The following is a 15,972-nucleotide window of genomic DNA, read 5'->3' as shown; positions in this document are numbered from 1 at the left end:
ACTAAAGTCCTCACTACGAACCAGGTTTGAACAGGTTTGTATTCAGGACTTCAGTCCTTCCTTAGCGCGATTGATATTTTCGTAGGGTGCGTCAGCTTCCTAGATTCTTGTTGTTATCCCAAAGATTTAAAAAGGCTGACGCACCCTACAATGTCTGACTGCAAAGCGCGATTTATCTTCTCGTAGGGTGCGTCAGCCTCCTAGATTCTTGTTGTTATCCCAAAGATTTAAAGAGGCTGACGCACCCTATAATGTCTGACTCACTCCGAAAATGTCAAAATAAATGCTAAATTTTCTTCAGCTTTCAAAGCGTGGGGAGCGCGAGCGGGCATAAAAATAAACACCCCCGGTTCCAAGACAATATCCTTACCTTCCAGAGTCAAAATTCCCTTTCCTTCGAGTACATTAACCGTGGCATTCCGTGCCGAGTTGTGTTCGGCAATGTCGGAACCCGCAGCGAGACAAACTAAAGTATGCTGACAATTATTGTCTTTTACTAAAATTTTCGTTAGCACTCCGGCGGCGGGATATTCAATAGTGTCTCGGAGTTGGATTGGTGAAGATTGTAGCGGTAAAATGGTAGCAGTCATAATTTTTGACTCCCTAATGCGATCTTAGATTTTAGATTTTGGATTTTAGATTGGTAATGACTGATGAATTAAGGGGTTGGATCTGTTTCACAGTTGCATTCTTTTTGGAAACAGGTTTAAGATTGTTTTTTGGCACAGATGATGATGTTACCTAAATCCTGTTGGTAATGTTGGAAAACTCGACGCATTGCTAAAACCCGATCGCGAATTGGCTCACGACTAAAAACATTCCACAAAATCCGCACAGTGCCCAAAAACCCTTCATCCTCAAGCATCCGCCGCAAGTTTAGGAGTCCCATCGCCCCAGTTTGACAATTTTCTACCAGCAAACCCGCGTTTTGACAAACCGCAATCGAGCCCGACTCAGACAACGGCGTGGAATTAACGCGAATCACTTCCGATAAAGCTTTGTGAATTTCTGATTCTCGGTTTCGGGCTAAAAGTTCGTGGGAGAGAAACTTACCACCTGGCTTGAGCCGATCGCAAATTCCCGATAAAATCTTAGCTTTCCCCGATCGCGACTGCATCGTCAGGATAGCTTCAGCCAACACCCAATCAAACTGCTGCGAGATCCGATCCAAGTGCAAAATATCTCCTTCGACAATTTCCACTCGATCGCCCAAACCCGCTGCTGCAACGTTAGCACGGGCGCGCGCCACACTGTCGGGATTGTTCTCAACTCCCACTACTTTAACGCCAAAACGTTCAGCAAGGGCGATCGAGCTATATCCAAAACTTGCAGCCAACTCCAAAACAGTCTCCCCAGGCCCAAAATCCGCCCATTCAAATAACATTTCGGTAGCAGCTTTCCCCCCCGGCCTCAGCATTTTCTTACCAGCCGCTGCTAGCACTTCATGGCCCGGTGCAGTCTGCAAATTGAGAGTAGTATTGGTCATTGATTTGACCTCCTATTTAACCTTACTCTTAGTTTGCCAAATTCTCCCAAATGTTTCTATGAGCTAGCTCATATTCCAATTATTTTAGGGTGCGTCACCTACAATAGCGCGATTTATCTTCTCGTAGGGTGCGTCAGCCTCCTAGATTCTTGCTGTTATCCCAAAGATTTAAACAGGCTGACGCACCCTACAATATCTGACTGCAATAGCGCAATTTATCTTCTCGTAGAGTGCGTCAGCCTCCTAGATTCTTGCTATTATCCCAAAGATTTAAACAGGCTGACGCACCCTACAATATCTACAATAACTGCATCAAGCTATGGGATGGGCGTCTCGCCCGTGCCTTTTGGACGGGCGTCTCGCCCATCCCACAAGAACTATGAAAATTGCAGTTTATTTAATTCTCATTCCTAGACACCCGTCATCGTTTTACTAGAACTTGCTGCTGTTAATTCTGCCACCGAATTTGCTCGGATGGCGCGGAACATTCCAAAGCGACAAAGCCCCGCACCAAATGCTAAACGCATTAGTAAAAGAGTCGGTACTTCTCGCAGAGACTTAATGAAACCCGATACACCAAAACGTACTAATCCGGCCGGTCTAGCTATACCTTGCCAGATAGAATCTATCCATGAAGGAAGGGTTTCTTGCGTCCAATCTGCGGTGGTTACAGCGCCCTCTACAAACCCAGTTGCTTCTAAAAGTTCTGAAAAGCCCTCGATGCTTGAAAAAGCCGGATGCGACCATTGATCCAGCAGTTGTTTCATTACGGGTTTCTCCCAGAAATTGAGCGGGATTTTGCGATCGTCCCTTTGATTCCAGTCAGCTACAACCAGCACGCCACCGGGCTTTACGACTCTCATCAACTCTTTCGCAAACACGGCTTTATCTGGCATATGCGGCCCAGCTTCGATCGACCAAACCACGTCAAAACTCGCATCTGGAAACGACAGCGCCATAGCATCATCCACCCGAAACAGCAAATCGAGATCTGGGGGAGTTAATTCTTGAGCGCGTTTAACTTGCTGCGGGCTGATCGTAATTCCAGTGACAGCAAACTTATAATCCTGCGCTAGAATGCGGCTGCTACCGCCAATTCCACAGCCAACATCTAAGACTGTAGTGCCGGCAGGTAATTTATCCAAGCCTCCCCAGCGCACCATTTCATGCACAAAATCCGATTTGGCGGCGAGGAAATCTTTGCGTTGTGGCGGTGCACCGTAATGGCCCAAGTGGATGTGTTCGCCCCAATAAAACTCCAAAATGCCGTCTTCCGTCCATTCGTCGTAGGAATTGGCCACGGAGTCGGATGATTGATAAGGGCGAGCCGTGATTAAATAGATCGTAAGGGCGATCGCCAGTAGTACAAACAAAACTCCAAGTACAACAACAAATAAACTCATTTTTTACCTGATCTCCAGAGTAGAATGTATAGCTGTGGACAGTTGACAGTGGACAGTTGACAGCTTGCCCGCTTGCTTGTCGAAGGGTTGCACAGTACGGGAATCAAATCATTTCTACTTGTTGTCTAAATAATTCGATCGATTGCAGACTATCTGAAGCAGCATCCCAAAGAATGAACTTGAAACAATCAGGAATCTCCCGAAGAGTCAGGATTCTTGAATTACCAAGCAGGTGCAAATTAGCATTGTGACACGCCTGAAGATTGTAATTAGGAATGCGCTCAGAGAGATGATGAATATTGTGGTAAGCAATATCAGCCGAAAACCAATTGAGAATTCTCGGTAATTTGAGATAACTGCTACCTTCGATCGCGCCAAGCAGATAGTCCCAGCCCTCTGTTTTGTGAGCGTAGGAACCCTCAAAATTGTGCTGAACAAAGAAGATGCAGATAAATATCGCCGCCGAACAGGTCATCACAATTGAGTAAACACTCCAGAAAAACCCAAACCCAAGTAAGTTACCCAGATAAAGCCAGCTACCCACCACACAAATATTGTTGAAGAGTAAATCCCAAAACTCAGCCTTCGTATACCAATGTTTGGATTTGTAGGAAGCAATTATTCTAGAGAAACCCCTACCAAAATCTTGATTTAGACAATCAAAAGTATGTCGGATAAAACCAGCAATTCCCAATATTAGCGCGAGTCTTGGTTTGATAATCAGGTAGAAGAAGCCACCAGGAAACAGCATCAGCGGGTGTCTGAGCAACTGATATATCTTTTGGTTAAATGTACTGAGTGCCGCAAAACTTTCGGTGGAAATCAACGCCGAAGGGCCTCGGTACATATCCCAATTACCATTATTTTTGTGATGGTAAGCGTGTCCTCTAGACCAGGGGTACTGAGGAATTGCATTGATGATACCTAGCAGAAAACCCACGGTGCGATTGACTTTTTTGGAACTAAACAGAGAATAGTGTCCGCAATCGTGCATCAAAGAGAAACAACGTCCTGAAAAGAGTATCATCAACACGATTATCGGTGGCAGCAGCCATACAGAAATGGCAGCAGCTTTAAATGCTAAAAACCATAAACTTGTATAGGGGATGACTGTATTGAGTAGTTGGTATGTAGCTTTGAAATTGTTGCTCTTCATGTAAGGAGATAGCACAAAATCCGACTTTTCGATCGCGCTTTTCATTCAGTATGTCTGTAGTGTGGATAAGTGCTTAGTTGAGAATATAGTTGAGATTGCAGGTGATTGACATAACATCAAATTATATCATACTACTATACGGCTGGCTAATCGGTGAGGGCGCAAGCAAAATGTTATCGATCGGCGTTCAGCACCAAATCTGATACGGGTGCATCTGGTTTTGGCAAATATGTTTGTATGGGCTATAGCATGACCTCCGTGAATATAAGATTATAACTAATAACTTATATGCGGTCATGCTTCGCCCTATTCAAAAACCAGATGCACCCTCTGATACAGACTGTTTTATACTAAGTGCGTGGTATTTTGTAGCAGAAAGTTGTGCCACCATCTGCGCGCGGGATGAAACCTCAAGCTTGCGGAACATTCGCTTCAGAGCTTGCTTCACAGAATTTTCAGTAATCCAAAGTTCAGTCCCAATTTCTGAGTTGGTTCGTCCCAAAGCCACCAACTCGGCAATTTGCAATTCACGAGCAGTCAAGCGATCGCTTTTTAAAGGTTCGTAGGGCGATTCCCTACGGGATAGCTTCGCCGCGCGTACTGTTGCAGTCCAGACAGATAAGTGCAAACAAATTCCACTCAAATCAGCTAGATTTTGTGTATCAAAAGCAGGCATTGACTGTTCCCGAGTGCAGCCAAATACACCCACTAATTGACCGCAACTTACAATCGGCCCCGCCATCACGTGCCAATGATCGGGGCGAGGACAAATCATCGTCCAAACTTTGGGTGATGCTACCAGTGCTTCGTGGACTGGAGAATGGCGCTCAACTAGATAACGTGCAATAGGATTGTGTTCGATCGATAGTGCAATTTCCAGCGTTTTATGAATTTTTTTATCTAACAAAGGCAGTTGGTCAAAGAAAAATACTCCCGATCGCTTAGCGGCAAAATACTCGCCGATTTGCGGCACGACTTGCGATCGCAGATCTTGTTCATTCTTGACTTGATTGATTGCTTCAAATAAAGGCTGTAAGGAATTTGTCATCGTCGTGATAGCGCAAAGTGTACCCGATCGGGGTCTACGATCGCTGAATTACTCAGCTTATATTATCAACAGTATCAAAAAAAACGTGACATGACCATCAATTCGGAAATTGAGCGCGATCGCACTCCCATGCGTTGGATGTCGATCGGCTTTTATGCGACTTCAGTCGTCTTTAACCTCTGCTTGATTGCTCAATTGTTAACGGTTGGAGTCGCTTACTTTGTCAATCCTGCGTGGTGGGATATTCATGTTTGGCTAGTCCGAGGATATAGCGGGCTGTCATTATTATTACTGGGATGGTCGCTTGTCACTCCATTCTCACCTCAAATACAACGTCTCACCGCAAGTCTACCCGTACTGCTGGGACTACAATTTTTTACCATTCATCTCAAGACTCCTTTTCACCTAGAGGTACTCCATCCTCTGATTGGATTTACGTTAGTCTTTGTTTCTTCAAGTCTTGTACATAGCGTAGGGCGCATTTTATCGCCCGCCCATGTTCAGAATGAGCGAGTTTTATAGGTAAAAATCATGCAAAATGCTATTTTCAGTCCCTTCTTTGCAATGGTGTTTGTGACACTGGTAGTCTGGGTTTATCTCTACATCCGCCGTATCACTTTCCTCAACAATACAAAGCTCGCCCCGAAGGAGCTGGCTGTACCTGGTATGCTGGCGCAAATCTCGCCACCAGAGGTCTCAAATCCGTCCGATAACTTCAAGAATTTGTTCGAGATTCCCGTCCTGTTTTATGCGCTGGTGCTATACCTTTTCATTACGAACCAGGTAGATGCAGTTTATGTGAATGCGGCTTGGATCTTCGTTGGCTTTCGCGCTTTGCACAGCATCGTTCATTGTACATTCAATCTGATCCTGCTGCGGTTCTACCTCTACCTATTCTCAACCCTGATGGTGTGGTTCATCGCCATCCGTGCAGCATTTAGCCACTTTGCTGCATAGATAACTCGATCGCGCGCTCAAAACTTCGGCGACTCCCAAATCTTGCGATCCGCCGGGAAGTTGATGCGGGCGATCGACTTTCACGAAAAAATTGTGACTGTTCAGAACTATCAAGCATACTATAGCAATCCTAAATCATTTGTGAATTTCTTACTCCCTCCCCTTAATAAGGGGAGGGTTGGGGTGGGGTAAAAAACTTTACGACTCCTGCAAGGATCGCTATATAGTTTTTATCTCAGGGTTTTGGATTGCTTGTACGTTTTGCTATTTTGCTTTTAAGCTTTTCAGAGCAATCTTGTGCAAAGACCTATAAAAAAATTGAAAAATATCCTAAAATCATCCAAGTATTATATCATAATAATAGATCTATTGCAAAAATACAAAGCACCCCACCCCAACCCTCCCCTTGTTAAGGGGAGGGGGTAAGATTATTCTTGTTTCCCTCCTTAGTAAGGGGGGACTAAGGGGGGTAAATTTGACTTTTGCAAGAGTTCTAATGTAAAATTATCAAAATTCAAAATGCTCCGTCTGCTGACATTAGGATCTTTGCTTGTAGCGATCGCCTCAACTCTGCCTACTGCGATCGCCCAACCGATCGCCATTTCACCTAGTGTATTACCACAACGCGATCGATCGGCACTCACAACAGCGCCCCAAGCAAAACCAGAGACGATCGCAGAATCACAAACTGAGCCTGCTATCTTTTCTCCTGCGGAACTAGGCGAGAGTTTTCATAGAAACTTTGAAAAAATCGAAAAACAGCCCTGCAACGATCATCTGAAAACAGAAAAGTCTGTTCGCTATCGCATCTGTACAGTGAATCAAGGAAATGGTCAAACCAGAATTGTCTCAGCCTCTGAAGCCAATATTGAAGCGGGCGATGGTATGGGATACTGGTTTACAGAAACTGGTAAAGTTTACGCTATTCGTTTTTTTCATAGCGGTGAAACTTTTATCTTTGGACTTGAGAACGGCCGTTTGTTAGCTGAACTTATTGACAAAAGACAGGTCAACATGGATTTCAAAGATGAACAACGCAAGAACCTAGAGAAGCTGGCAAGAGATGGAGGCAAAAGCATTATTCAGAGATTTAAATAGGAGTAAAACATTTTTTGTTTGGTATTTTTGGTTTTTGACTACTACTTAATCCCTGGATCTAGCAATCCTCAATTATTTGCATAATTCTTGTATAGTTCTTAAAGAGTCCGGTTGCCCGATAGATAGGGGGTAGGCACGCACCATCCACTACCCCTACAAATCTTCATCAATCATTTAGGATTGCTATATGGGCTTGGCATATTCTTTACTTTCATATGGTGCACCATTTCATGACGGTCAAATAGTTTTAAAATAAGTCTAGTATGTTAAAAAAAGCAATCGTTGCGCTCGGAAGTTTGGCTATAATTTTGATTCCTTTATCTAGTGTCGCTAGGGCAGGAGATTGTAAGTTAACGAGAAATTATCCCTTTGGCAGTGAAATCAACGATCGTTGGATTGAGGGAGTGCATCTCGCTTTGGCAAATATATCGCTCCGGGGCGAAGCATGACCGCAATCAATATGGGATTATAACTAATAACTTAGATACGGTCATGCTTCGCCCTCTTCAAAAACCAGATGCACCCGATTGAGGGAGCTAGATTAGAACAAAGCGGAGACTTTGAGGCGGCGATAATTCAGTATCAAAAAGCATTAGATGCTGCCAACAAACTCAAGATTTAAACTTTGGGAATAAGGCCAAATCAACACTTGGGAAAATGTGCAGCCACAGGTTCAGAAGCCCGGTTACTCGCAGCTAGAGCAGGCAGACAATACTTGCGCGATCGCGGCGGCGGTACTCAATCTGTTCAAGCTGCGATCGCAAAGTCTCAACAAACCTTTCGTTTGGCGATCGCTCAAATGGACATCCAGCATCCCGATCTGGCATCCAGTTGTCCCTAGGATGGAGGATGTGGTTATTTTATAACTCCTGGAGGCACAAACAGGGTCTGATTGACAAAAATACTGCTTTAAAGCCTTTATTCCTCTGACTTGCTACAATCTAATCACACACGCAACTAGAAGAGATTATGACCGAACTGTTAGATGAGACGCTTTCTATTGAAATCGCAACTCGCATCAAAAGCAACGCTAAAAACTGCTTTGACAATGCTTGTAAAGCAGCATTAGCAACCGAGGGCGCAATCTACGTCCAAGGATTTTTAGCTGCACCGGGAGCGCCCTATAAACCCATTGAGTATAGCTGGATTGAAGTCGGCGATCGAATTGTCGATCCAACTTTTCCCCATCTCGGTCAAAGTGCAGGTGACATTCATTACTTCCCCGCGCAGCGCTTGACCGTGAAGAAACTTAAAGCAATTTTAGATGAGTCAAAAGAAGATTATCCTGAAGACGATCCGCTGCCAATTTATGGGAATCAACCTTATGAATATTACGGCGATTTGATGTTAGGCGGGAGCGATTACCAAAATGCTTACGATTTGGCTTTAGCTAAATGCAAGGAATTGAACCAACCGAAAAGAAAGGATGCAAACTGATCGGGATATTGTTGGTGCAGGCGCAGTCAGAAACCGGGTTTGATGGACGAAAAGACGCGCTGTCACCTACAGATTAAGTCAAAAACTCGGTTTCTTTTATCTTAGATCGTGTCCGATCGCTTAACCACAATCAAATTCGATCGCGCGTGCGGACTCCCTTCCGCTCTCTGGCTGCGGAAGGGAGTCCGCACGCGCGAACTAACCGTTTTTATTAGCGTAATCGAGGGACATGATATTAATGCGTTAGTCCCGCAAGATTAAGGTGAAAAAATGCTTTGACGCGCTGTAAAAATGTTAGATCGTGTTCGGTAAATTCACCATTATACATAGGCCGGGGCGGGTTTTTGAGAGGGTCGATTTTTAGCCAATATTGTTGGTGAGGGGAGCCCCTACTATATTCAGACTACTCGACCCGACTTGATATTATCAGGTGCGTCGCAGTCAGATTGTCGATCGGATGCCAGAAATTGTCGATCGCGACGCACCCTACTTTTGGTTCTTCCTCAATTTTGACTGATGTTTTCAAGAAGTGCGCCGATCGTCTTAATTAATTGCTCCGGCTCGATCGGCTTTGCTAGATGCCTTTGAAATCCAGCTTGCTTCGCTTGCTGTTGGTTAAAATCTCCAGCATAGGCTGTTAGGGCGATCGCCAGAACACTTCCCCCTTGCTCTGGCGGCAGAGATCGAATCTGTCGCATCAGCATATAGCCATCCATATCGGGCATTCCAATGTCGCTGAGTACCACATCCGGCGGAGATTGAGTCAACAGTGCAAATCCCTCGCCTGCGGTGGTGGCGGTAATGACTCTCGCCGAGGCTTGCTCTAAGACAAACGCCACAAACTCTCGCGAATCAATTTCGTCATCGATGACTAAAACTTTAACTCCATTCAAATCAAGGCAGGGAGAGGAAGATAAACGATCGACATTGGCGGCAGACTGAACAGGCATTAACGGCAGTTTCACGGTAAAAGTAGCCCCTAACCCTTCACCGGGGCTAGCTGCCTCAACTGTGCCGCCGTGCATTTCCACGAGATTGCGGACGATCGCCCGATCGCCAATCCCAAACCGCCAAATTTGCGCGTCGTAGCACTATCCTCCTGACGGAAATAGTCAAACACAAAGGGCAAAAATTCCGGATCGATGCCCTTACCGGTGTCGCTAACCGAGACGATCGCCCGATCGCCAATCTTTTCCAATCGCAGCGTCACGCGCCCCCCCGGCGGCGTAAATTTGACCGCATTAGAAAGCAGGTTCCAAATTACTTGCTGCAAGCGAGTTGCATCGCCCCAAACCTGTCCGACTTCAGGAGCGAGATTTGCTTCTAGCGTAAGAGACTTGCCTTCGGCGGCTAAATTAACAGTTTCCATCGCCCCTCGCAGCGTCGCGGCTAAATTAACCGGAGTCGCATTCATGCTGAGTTTGCCTTGCAAAATCCGAGACACATCCAGCAAATCTTCAATCAGTTCCGATTGCAGCTTGACATTGCGTTCAATCGTGGCAATGGCTTGAGCGGTTCTGGCTTTGTCCAGCTTGCCGGTTTTGAGGAGCTGCGACCAGCCCAAAATCGGGTTGAGGGGCGATCGCAACTCATGGGACAATACCGCCAAAAACTCATCTTTGATGCGATTTGCCTGTCTTAATTTTTCCGCTTGCTGCTGGAGCGAATTTGTCAGGTTTGCCCGCTCGATCGCGATCGCGATCTGATCGCAGGTGGATTGCAACAACTCAATTTCTGCCGTTATAAAGTGGGTTCGGGTGAGACTGGCAAAAGAAAGCGTTCCCGCTAATCGCCCTTGGGCAATTAGTGGGAACGAGGCATAGGCTGCGATCCCCGCGATACCCATTGCAGAGGCAGATTGAAGGTTCGGCTCGGTGGAAAGTTGCGCTTGATTGAGGACGAGTTGCTGCCGCTGCTGTGCCACCCATCCGCAAAAATATTGACCAAATTCGAGCCATTCGATCGCCTGCACTGATTCTTCACAGATGCCGTGAGAGTTTCTCAGATGCAGCATCGGACGGTTGTCTTTCTGTTCCACCATGAAGTTGTACACAAAGTGGAGATCCAGTAGGACTGCGAGTTTGTTAAATAGATTGTCGATCAGCATCAGGGGTTCGTCTGTCGAGAGCAGCTCGCGGGTCGTTTCATACAGCAATTTCAGCCCTTCACCTGACTGCCGCTCCACGGTCTTGTCCTGCATAATGTTGACGAAGCCTTGGGGACTACCTGCTTCGTCGAGCAGGGGCATCATCAACCCACTTGCCCAAAAGCGGCTCCAATCTTTGCGGTGGTGCCAACATTCGTTTTCTGCCCGTCCTTGCGCCAGAGCAGTTTGCCTCTCGAGATCGGCTCGTCCCGATGCGTTGTCTTCGGGCGTGAGTAAAATGTCGTAGGGGCAGCCGATCGCCTCTGCTTCGGTATAGCCAAACAGCCTCTGCGCCCCTGAGTTCCAACTGGCGATCGTGCCCTTGAGATCGAGGGTGAAAATCGCGTAATCTTTAGCACTGTCAACGATCGGGCGGAGGCGGGCTTCACTCTGGCACAGGTCTTCCTCTGCCTGCTTGCGATCGGTGAGATCGCGAGTTATTCCTGCTACTGCTTCTACTGCACCACCGGCATCAAACAGCGGTACAAAAATATACTCGTAAGCTCTTGTACCCGAAGCACTGGTGTAGGGCGTTTCGTCTTTGAGCGGTTGGCGCGCGGCGATGACTTTTTGGATCTGGCGTTGCAGGCGATCGGCTAACTCGATCGGATAATCCAATTCCCAGAAGTTTTTGCCAACAGATTCTGCCAATGTTTTCTGCCAGAGGTCGAGCAATGGTTGGTTGGCGTAAGTGAACCGTCCCGACAAATCAAAGGTGTAGATAAAATCTGGCACGGAAGATGCCACCGCATCAAACCTTCGCAATTGCTGCTCAATTTGGGCGGAAAGTCTTTGCAATTGGGCTTCGGCTTGTTTGAACTCGGTAATATCAACCAGCGATCCAGGAAAAGAAACCGGGTTCCCTGCCGCATCATACTCGACTCGACCCCGTGCCGTTAGCCAACGCTCTTCACCGCTGACAGTCCGAACTCGGCAGTCAACCGCATACTTTTCGCCTGTGGCGATCGCCCGATCGACTGCGGCGCCAACGCGAGGGCGGTCTTCCTGGTGTATGGCATTGACAAAGCAGGCGACCGGCAGCCCTTCTGTCGTCGCAACTGCGGGCTCTACGGCAAACAATTGAGCCATCGCAGCATCGACAATCGCGCGATCGCTCGGAATGTTCCAGCGCCAGGTATAAATGGCTCCAGCCGCTAAAGCCGACTCCAACTGCACGAGAGCTTCTCGCAGCGCCATTTCTGCCCACTGGCAATCGGCTTCGCTGCGCTTGCGATCGCTGATATCGATCATAAATTCTACGCCCTCTGCTTCACTGAGTCGCGTTGCAGCGAACAATGCCCACCAGCGCGAGCCATCCTTGCGAAGGTATTCCTTTTCGTAAGGATGGCTCGCGCCCGGTTGTTTCAAACTCCTCAATGGCGCAGAGGGAAGCGGGCATCCACTCCGGCGGTGTCATGATGTCCCACCGCATCAATCCCTGCTCGACATCCTGCTTGCTGTAGCCGCTCATCTGGAGGAAAGCGTCGTTGGTTTCGGTGATACTGCCATCGGTTGTGAAGAAAATGACTCCCACGGTTTCGATCGCAATTGCCCGTTGCAGGCGAGCTTCCGATTCGCTCGCCTGCAAGGCTCGATTGTTCGCGCTCAAACACGATGCTGGCAACCGAAACGCCAAACTCAGCCAGTCGGTATTCCCAATCGGTGGGCGGCCGCACCTTGTCAAAGCACAGCATCAGCGACCCGACCGGCAGTTTGTCTGCACCTAGTACGGGGGTGGAATGACACGCCCGCACGCCGTGAGCGGCGCATAAGTCTCGCCAGGGCCCGGCCCAGCGATCGTCGTTGGCAATGTCCGGGCAGGTAATCGGTTCACCGGAATACACCGCCGCAGCGCACGGCCCGATCGCCAGTTCGCTAATCGGAGCATCCTTGAGTCCTTCTCCGTAGGTGGGTGGAAACTCTGGAGCGATCGAGCGAGGAAACTTCAATCGCTGGGCATCCGCCAGCAAGAAGCAGGCTCTGACGCCTGGATTGAGCCTCGATACCGCGTCACAGACGGCAGCGAGGCATTCGTCTGGTGGCTGTCCCGATGCGATCGACTCTAGCAGTTGCTTCTGCTCGACTAGCATCAGTTCTGCCTGTTTGCGATCGGTGATGTCAGCCGCCAAAACCGCTACTCCATCGCTTGTAGGATAAACTCGGTGTTCGTACCAGCGATGCCATCTCGGATAAAAATACTCAGCGGAGTTGGGTGTTCGCTCCCTCATCGCTTGATGAAACTGCACGTAAACATCGGTGTCAATTAGATCGGCAAACAAATCCCAAATCTTTTGACCCAGCATGGCTTCTCGCTGCATTGCCACCATTTCACAGACGCGATCGTTAACGTAGGTAAACTGCCAATCGCGATCGAAAACATAAAACCCATCGCGGATGCTAGAAAGCACATTTTCTAGCTGTTCTTGCGCAGCACTTTCTGCTGCTTGGTTAACCGCCCCCGCTTTTTGTTCTGACGACCTTGCTTCCTGTAATGTCTGCAAGGATGCCTGGGCATTTTTGAGAGGACTGCGTCGCGATTGATTGAGCAAACTGATCGCTACTCCCGCCATCAAAAATGTACTCAACTGAGCAATTGTCGGGAAATTAGCAATATGTAAGGAATAGAAAGGCTCGATCGAGAAATAATTGATTGCCAAAGCAGACAAAACCGTTGCCAGCAAACCGGCACCCAAACCGCCATACCAGCCGCTTACCATCACCGCGATCGAAAATAGAGGTGTTGTGGTGGGATAAAGCGACGGTAAGAGCGATCGGGTTAGCCCCAGTGCCAGAGCCACGGAGAAAATCGCTACGCTATATGCAGGTAATCGAACATCTTTGACACTCTCAGGTCTAAAGACACTGAGATTCTGCTGACAGGAGTTCAACCGTAGGCAATACCCAAAGTCGAATCCTCGCTACGGTCGTCAAGCACCGTCTACTCAGTTGGTTTAGGTCAACGCCTAACTTACTGGCTACTTTTCTGAGAATATTTGCCGCTCCATTGAGATCGGCATTCACAATCGAACCATCCGCAGACTGATACAATCCCCGTCGAACGCGCTTACCCGATGCTTTCCACCCGTCCGGTTTTTCACCAAACTTAGGTAGGGACTCGCCATCTAGATAGCTTGCTTTTGACGTATAGGCTTCCTCAGTCTCTTCAAATCGAATCCCATGTAACTCACAAAGGTGTTTGAGCCTGTCTTTCAACTTTCCGAGCGGCATTTGGACAAACTTCTGATTATTCAATCTGCCCAGGCTAGCATTCGACTTAAAGCCTTCGTTCCAACCGATTACAAGCGTCCCAATGCCATATTTCAGGCAGTGGTCAACAATCGACTTTGCCGCTTTGTTAATACCGTCACGCATTTGATGGTTACGTTTCCGGGTCACACGGTCTAACCAGCTATCCCAATCAGCTTCTGGCTTCCCTTCTTTGCGAGTGGCAACCTTGGTAGAGTCGAAGGCGGGTATTATCCCGCGCTCCTCTCTGTTAAATCTGGGCGTGCGACTTTCACCGCACCCAGCTTCCGATGTTCTTAGCTTTCGCGTTTGCTCATGTGAATATAATCGTGGCAGCTTTCGTGAATGGCTAGAAGGTTTTTAGTTTTCCAGTTTTGGTGGTTTCCATCAACATGATGTAAGTGTACCTTCTCGTCACTGAGCATTTTTAGTCCACAGTATCCACATTTATGGTTTTGCCGCTTGAGGGCTTTAGAGGTATTATCGTTATAGAGCTTGCTGTTACGTTCGCTCCAATACGTCAAGTCGCCGTCGTAGGGTGATTTCTCGCCTTTGACGTTGATGTGTTTACTTTCGGAGTAAGGAACTGATGGGAACGCCTTATCTAGTAATTGTTTGCTAGAGTAGCGATTCTGTTTAGTTTCCTTGTTGAATACCTTGAAAGCTCTCGTTTCGATGTGGTATAACGAGTTTTTAGACCCGTCCATCTTGCAGAAGCGGTGGTAATTCCTCCAGCCTCTAACTACAGGGGCTAATTTCTCAGCCTTTGTGGTAGCACCATAGTTCGAGCAGTTGACGATGGCTTTTACTTTCTTACGGAAAACTTTAAAGTTGTCCACTGATGGAACGCATTTAAATTTCCCGTTTTTCTGGACTTTGAAATTCCAGCCGAGGAAGTCAAAACCATCTGTCGCGGCGGTTAGCTTGGTTTTCTTTTCACTAACTTTCATTCCCCGCTCTGCTAGAAACTGGTTGATTTTGTTAAGTATCTCTTGGGCATCGTCCTGTGGTCGTAATATTATTACCAAATCATCCGCATAGCGGACTGTTGGCTCAATAATATCTTTCCTTGAGGTTTTGTCCGTGATTCTGTTATTAGATATTCTGTGATATCTATGAATACTTTCAATCCCATCTAAGGCGATGTTAGCTAATAGCGGACTCACCACCCCGCCCAGGGGTGTTCCCTGCTCGGGAAACTCTGGATTGACCCCGGATTTTAGACAGCGGAAGATTCCCTGCTTTATGCTCTTAGGAGCGATGAGTCTATCCATTATGGCAGTGTGGTTTATCCTATCGAAGCATTTTTCGATCTCGAGTTCTATAACTCTTTTATCTCTTCCATTGGCATTGCTGCTTAGGTTAATGAACAAGATTTTCTGAGCGTCGTGTGCCGAGCGTCCCGTTCTAAAACCGTAGCTTCTAGCGTGGAAGGTAGCCTCATGTGCTGGTTCTAATGCGTATTTTGCTAGGCATTGCCAAGCCCGGTCTGCAATAGTGGGGATTTTTAACATCCTGACAGTACCGTCCTTTTTAGGGATGGGTATTTCTCTTAGCCCCTGGTGTTTCCAGTTGCTACCTGATGCTTTTAGCAGTTCATTAAGCTCGAAGCGTTCCTTAAAGTTAAGGGACTTTTTGCCGTCAATTCCTGCGGTCTTTTTCCCAGCGTTTAGCTGTGATACTTGACGGATAGCCAATAATCTAGCTGCGGTAGATTTCAGAATTAGCTTTTGGAGGGACTTGGCTTTTCGCTTGTCTCCTGCAAGAATCGCTTTATACACTCTTTTTTGTAGGCGGAATAAGTCACGGCGGAATTTCTTCCACGGTAATGTCATCCAAGATTCACTAGCATTATTGCTGTGCCTAACCATGCTCTTCTCCAATTTGTGTATTCTGAACACCTCAAACCAATTACGGTTTGTCCTACCCGAATTGAAGGAGTTCCGCTGCTCGTCCAGCCTACAAAGTAGGGTTCGACCTCCTTTAGACCTTCAA

The 15,972-nt window shown here is 47.2% G+C and carries 15 protein-coding genes and 1 pseudogene; 5 read left to right on the top strand and 11 right to left on the bottom strand.

Annotated elements, in window-relative coordinates:
* Positions 1-260 precede the first annotated feature (260 nt).
* The 5 genes from QUB64_RS12345 to QUB64_RS12325 form a co-directional block, all read right to left on the bottom strand.
* Positions 261-590, bottom strand: a complete 330-nt coding sequence (locus QUB64_RS12345) for a cupin domain-containing protein (protein WP_333269411.1) — start codon at positions 588-590, stop codon at positions 261-263.
* 116 nt (positions 591-706) lie between these two features.
* Positions 707-1,486 carry an SAM-dependent methyltransferase gene (locus QUB64_RS12340; RefSeq protein WP_333269412.1) on the bottom strand — a complete coding sequence of 260 codons (780 nt, stop codon included), beginning with the start codon at positions 1,484-1,486 and terminating at the stop codon, positions 707-709.
* Positions 1,487-1,896: 410 nt separating this feature from the next.
* A complete protein-coding gene (locus tag QUB64_RS12335; protein WP_333269413.1) occupies positions 1,897-2,889 on the bottom strand; it encodes a methyltransferase domain-containing protein in 993 nt (330 codons plus the stop codon).
* A 103-nt stretch (positions 2,890-2,992) separates the two neighbouring features.
* Entirely contained in the window at positions 2,993-4,090 is a 1,098-nt protein-coding gene (locus tag QUB64_RS12330) for a fatty acid desaturase (protein WP_333269414.1), read from the bottom strand.
* Positions 4,091-4,355: 265 nt separating this feature from the next.
* Positions 4,356-5,093 carry a LuxR C-terminal-related transcriptional regulator gene (locus QUB64_RS12325; protein WP_333269415.1) on the bottom strand — a complete coding sequence of 246 codons (738 nt, stop codon included), beginning with the start codon at positions 5,091-5,093 and terminating at the stop codon, positions 4,356-4,358.
* Between the two features lie 90 nt (positions 5,094-5,183).
* Here QUB64_RS12325 and QUB64_RS12320 point away from each other — a divergent pair, with 90 nt between their 5' ends.
* The 5 genes from QUB64_RS12320 (at position 5,184) to QUB64_RS12300 (ending at position 8,585) form a co-directional block, all read left to right on the top strand.
* Positions 5,184-5,615, top strand: a complete 432-nt coding sequence (locus QUB64_RS12320; RefSeq protein ID WP_333269416.1) for a DUF6220 domain-containing protein — start codon at positions 5,184-5,186, stop codon at positions 5,613-5,615.
* Between the two features lie 9 nt (positions 5,616-5,624).
* Entirely contained in the window at positions 5,625-6,050 is a 426-nt protein-coding gene (locus QUB64_RS12315) for an MAPEG family protein (protein WP_333269417.1), read from the top strand.
* Between the two features lie 519 nt (positions 6,051-6,569).
* Entirely contained in the window at positions 6,570-7,148 is a 579-nt protein-coding gene (locus QUB64_RS12310; RefSeq protein WP_333269418.1) for a hypothetical protein, read from the top strand.
* 625 nt (positions 7,149-7,773) lie between these two features.
* On the top strand, positions 7,774-7,989 hold the full coding sequence (locus QUB64_RS12305; protein ID WP_333269420.1) for a hypothetical protein: 216 nt from the start codon (positions 7,774-7,776) through the stop codon (positions 7,987-7,989).
* A gap of 128 nt (positions 7,990-8,117) precedes the next feature.
* Positions 8,118-8,585 carry a hypothetical protein gene (locus QUB64_RS12300; RefSeq protein WP_333269421.1) on the top strand — a complete coding sequence of 156 codons (468 nt, stop codon included), beginning with the start codon at positions 8,118-8,120 and terminating at the stop codon, positions 8,583-8,585.
* A gap of 503 nt (positions 8,586-9,088) precedes the next feature.
* Here QUB64_RS12300 and QUB64_RS12295 read toward each other — a convergent pair.
* The 6 genes and pseudogenes from QUB64_RS12295 to QUB64_RS12275 form a co-directional block, all read right to left on the bottom strand.
* A complete protein-coding gene (locus QUB64_RS12295; RefSeq protein WP_333269422.1) occupies positions 9,089-9,535 on the bottom strand; it encodes a response regulator in 447 nt (148 codons plus the stop codon).
* A 29-nt stretch (positions 9,536-9,564) separates the two neighbouring features.
* Positions 9,565-12,099 carry a sensor histidine kinase gene (locus QUB64_RS12290; protein ID WP_333269423.1) on the bottom strand — a complete coding sequence of 845 codons (2,535 nt, stop codon included), beginning with the start codon at positions 12,097-12,099 and terminating at the stop codon, positions 9,565-9,567.
* Entirely contained in the window at positions 12,002-12,265 is a 264-nt protein-coding gene (locus tag QUB64_RS32960) for a PAS domain-containing protein (RefSeq protein WP_369124804.1), read from the bottom strand. The genes QUB64_RS12290 and QUB64_RS32960 overlap by 98 nt, the downstream gene beginning before the upstream one ends.
* A gap of 115 nt (positions 12,266-12,380) precedes the next feature.
* Positions 12,381-13,619 (bottom strand): annotated as a pseudogene (locus tag QUB64_RS12285) (DUF4118 domain-containing protein); the annotation flags it as partial.
* Positions 13,585-14,103 (bottom strand): transposase, encoded by a 519-nt coding sequence (locus tag QUB64_RS12280; protein WP_333269425.1) that lies wholly within the window; start codon positions 14,101-14,103, stop codon positions 13,585-13,587. The pseudogene QUB64_RS12285 and the gene QUB64_RS12280, both read right to left, overlap by 35 nt.
* Positions 14,104-14,273: 170 nt before the next feature.
* Positions 14,274-15,848 carry a group II intron reverse transcriptase/maturase gene (locus tag QUB64_RS12275; RefSeq protein WP_333394072.1) on the bottom strand — a complete coding sequence of 525 codons (1,575 nt, stop codon included), beginning with the start codon at positions 15,846-15,848 and terminating at the stop codon, positions 14,274-14,276.
* Positions 15,849-15,972 lie beyond the last annotated feature (124 nt).

Source organism: Microcoleus sp. Aus8_D2, assembly GCF_036702665.1.
Lineage (GTDB): Bacteria > Cyanobacteriota > Cyanobacteriia > Cyanobacteriales > Microcoleaceae > Microcoleus.
Note: the sequence above shows the minus strand (reverse complement) of the source record. Positions and strands in the feature narration are given on the sequence as shown.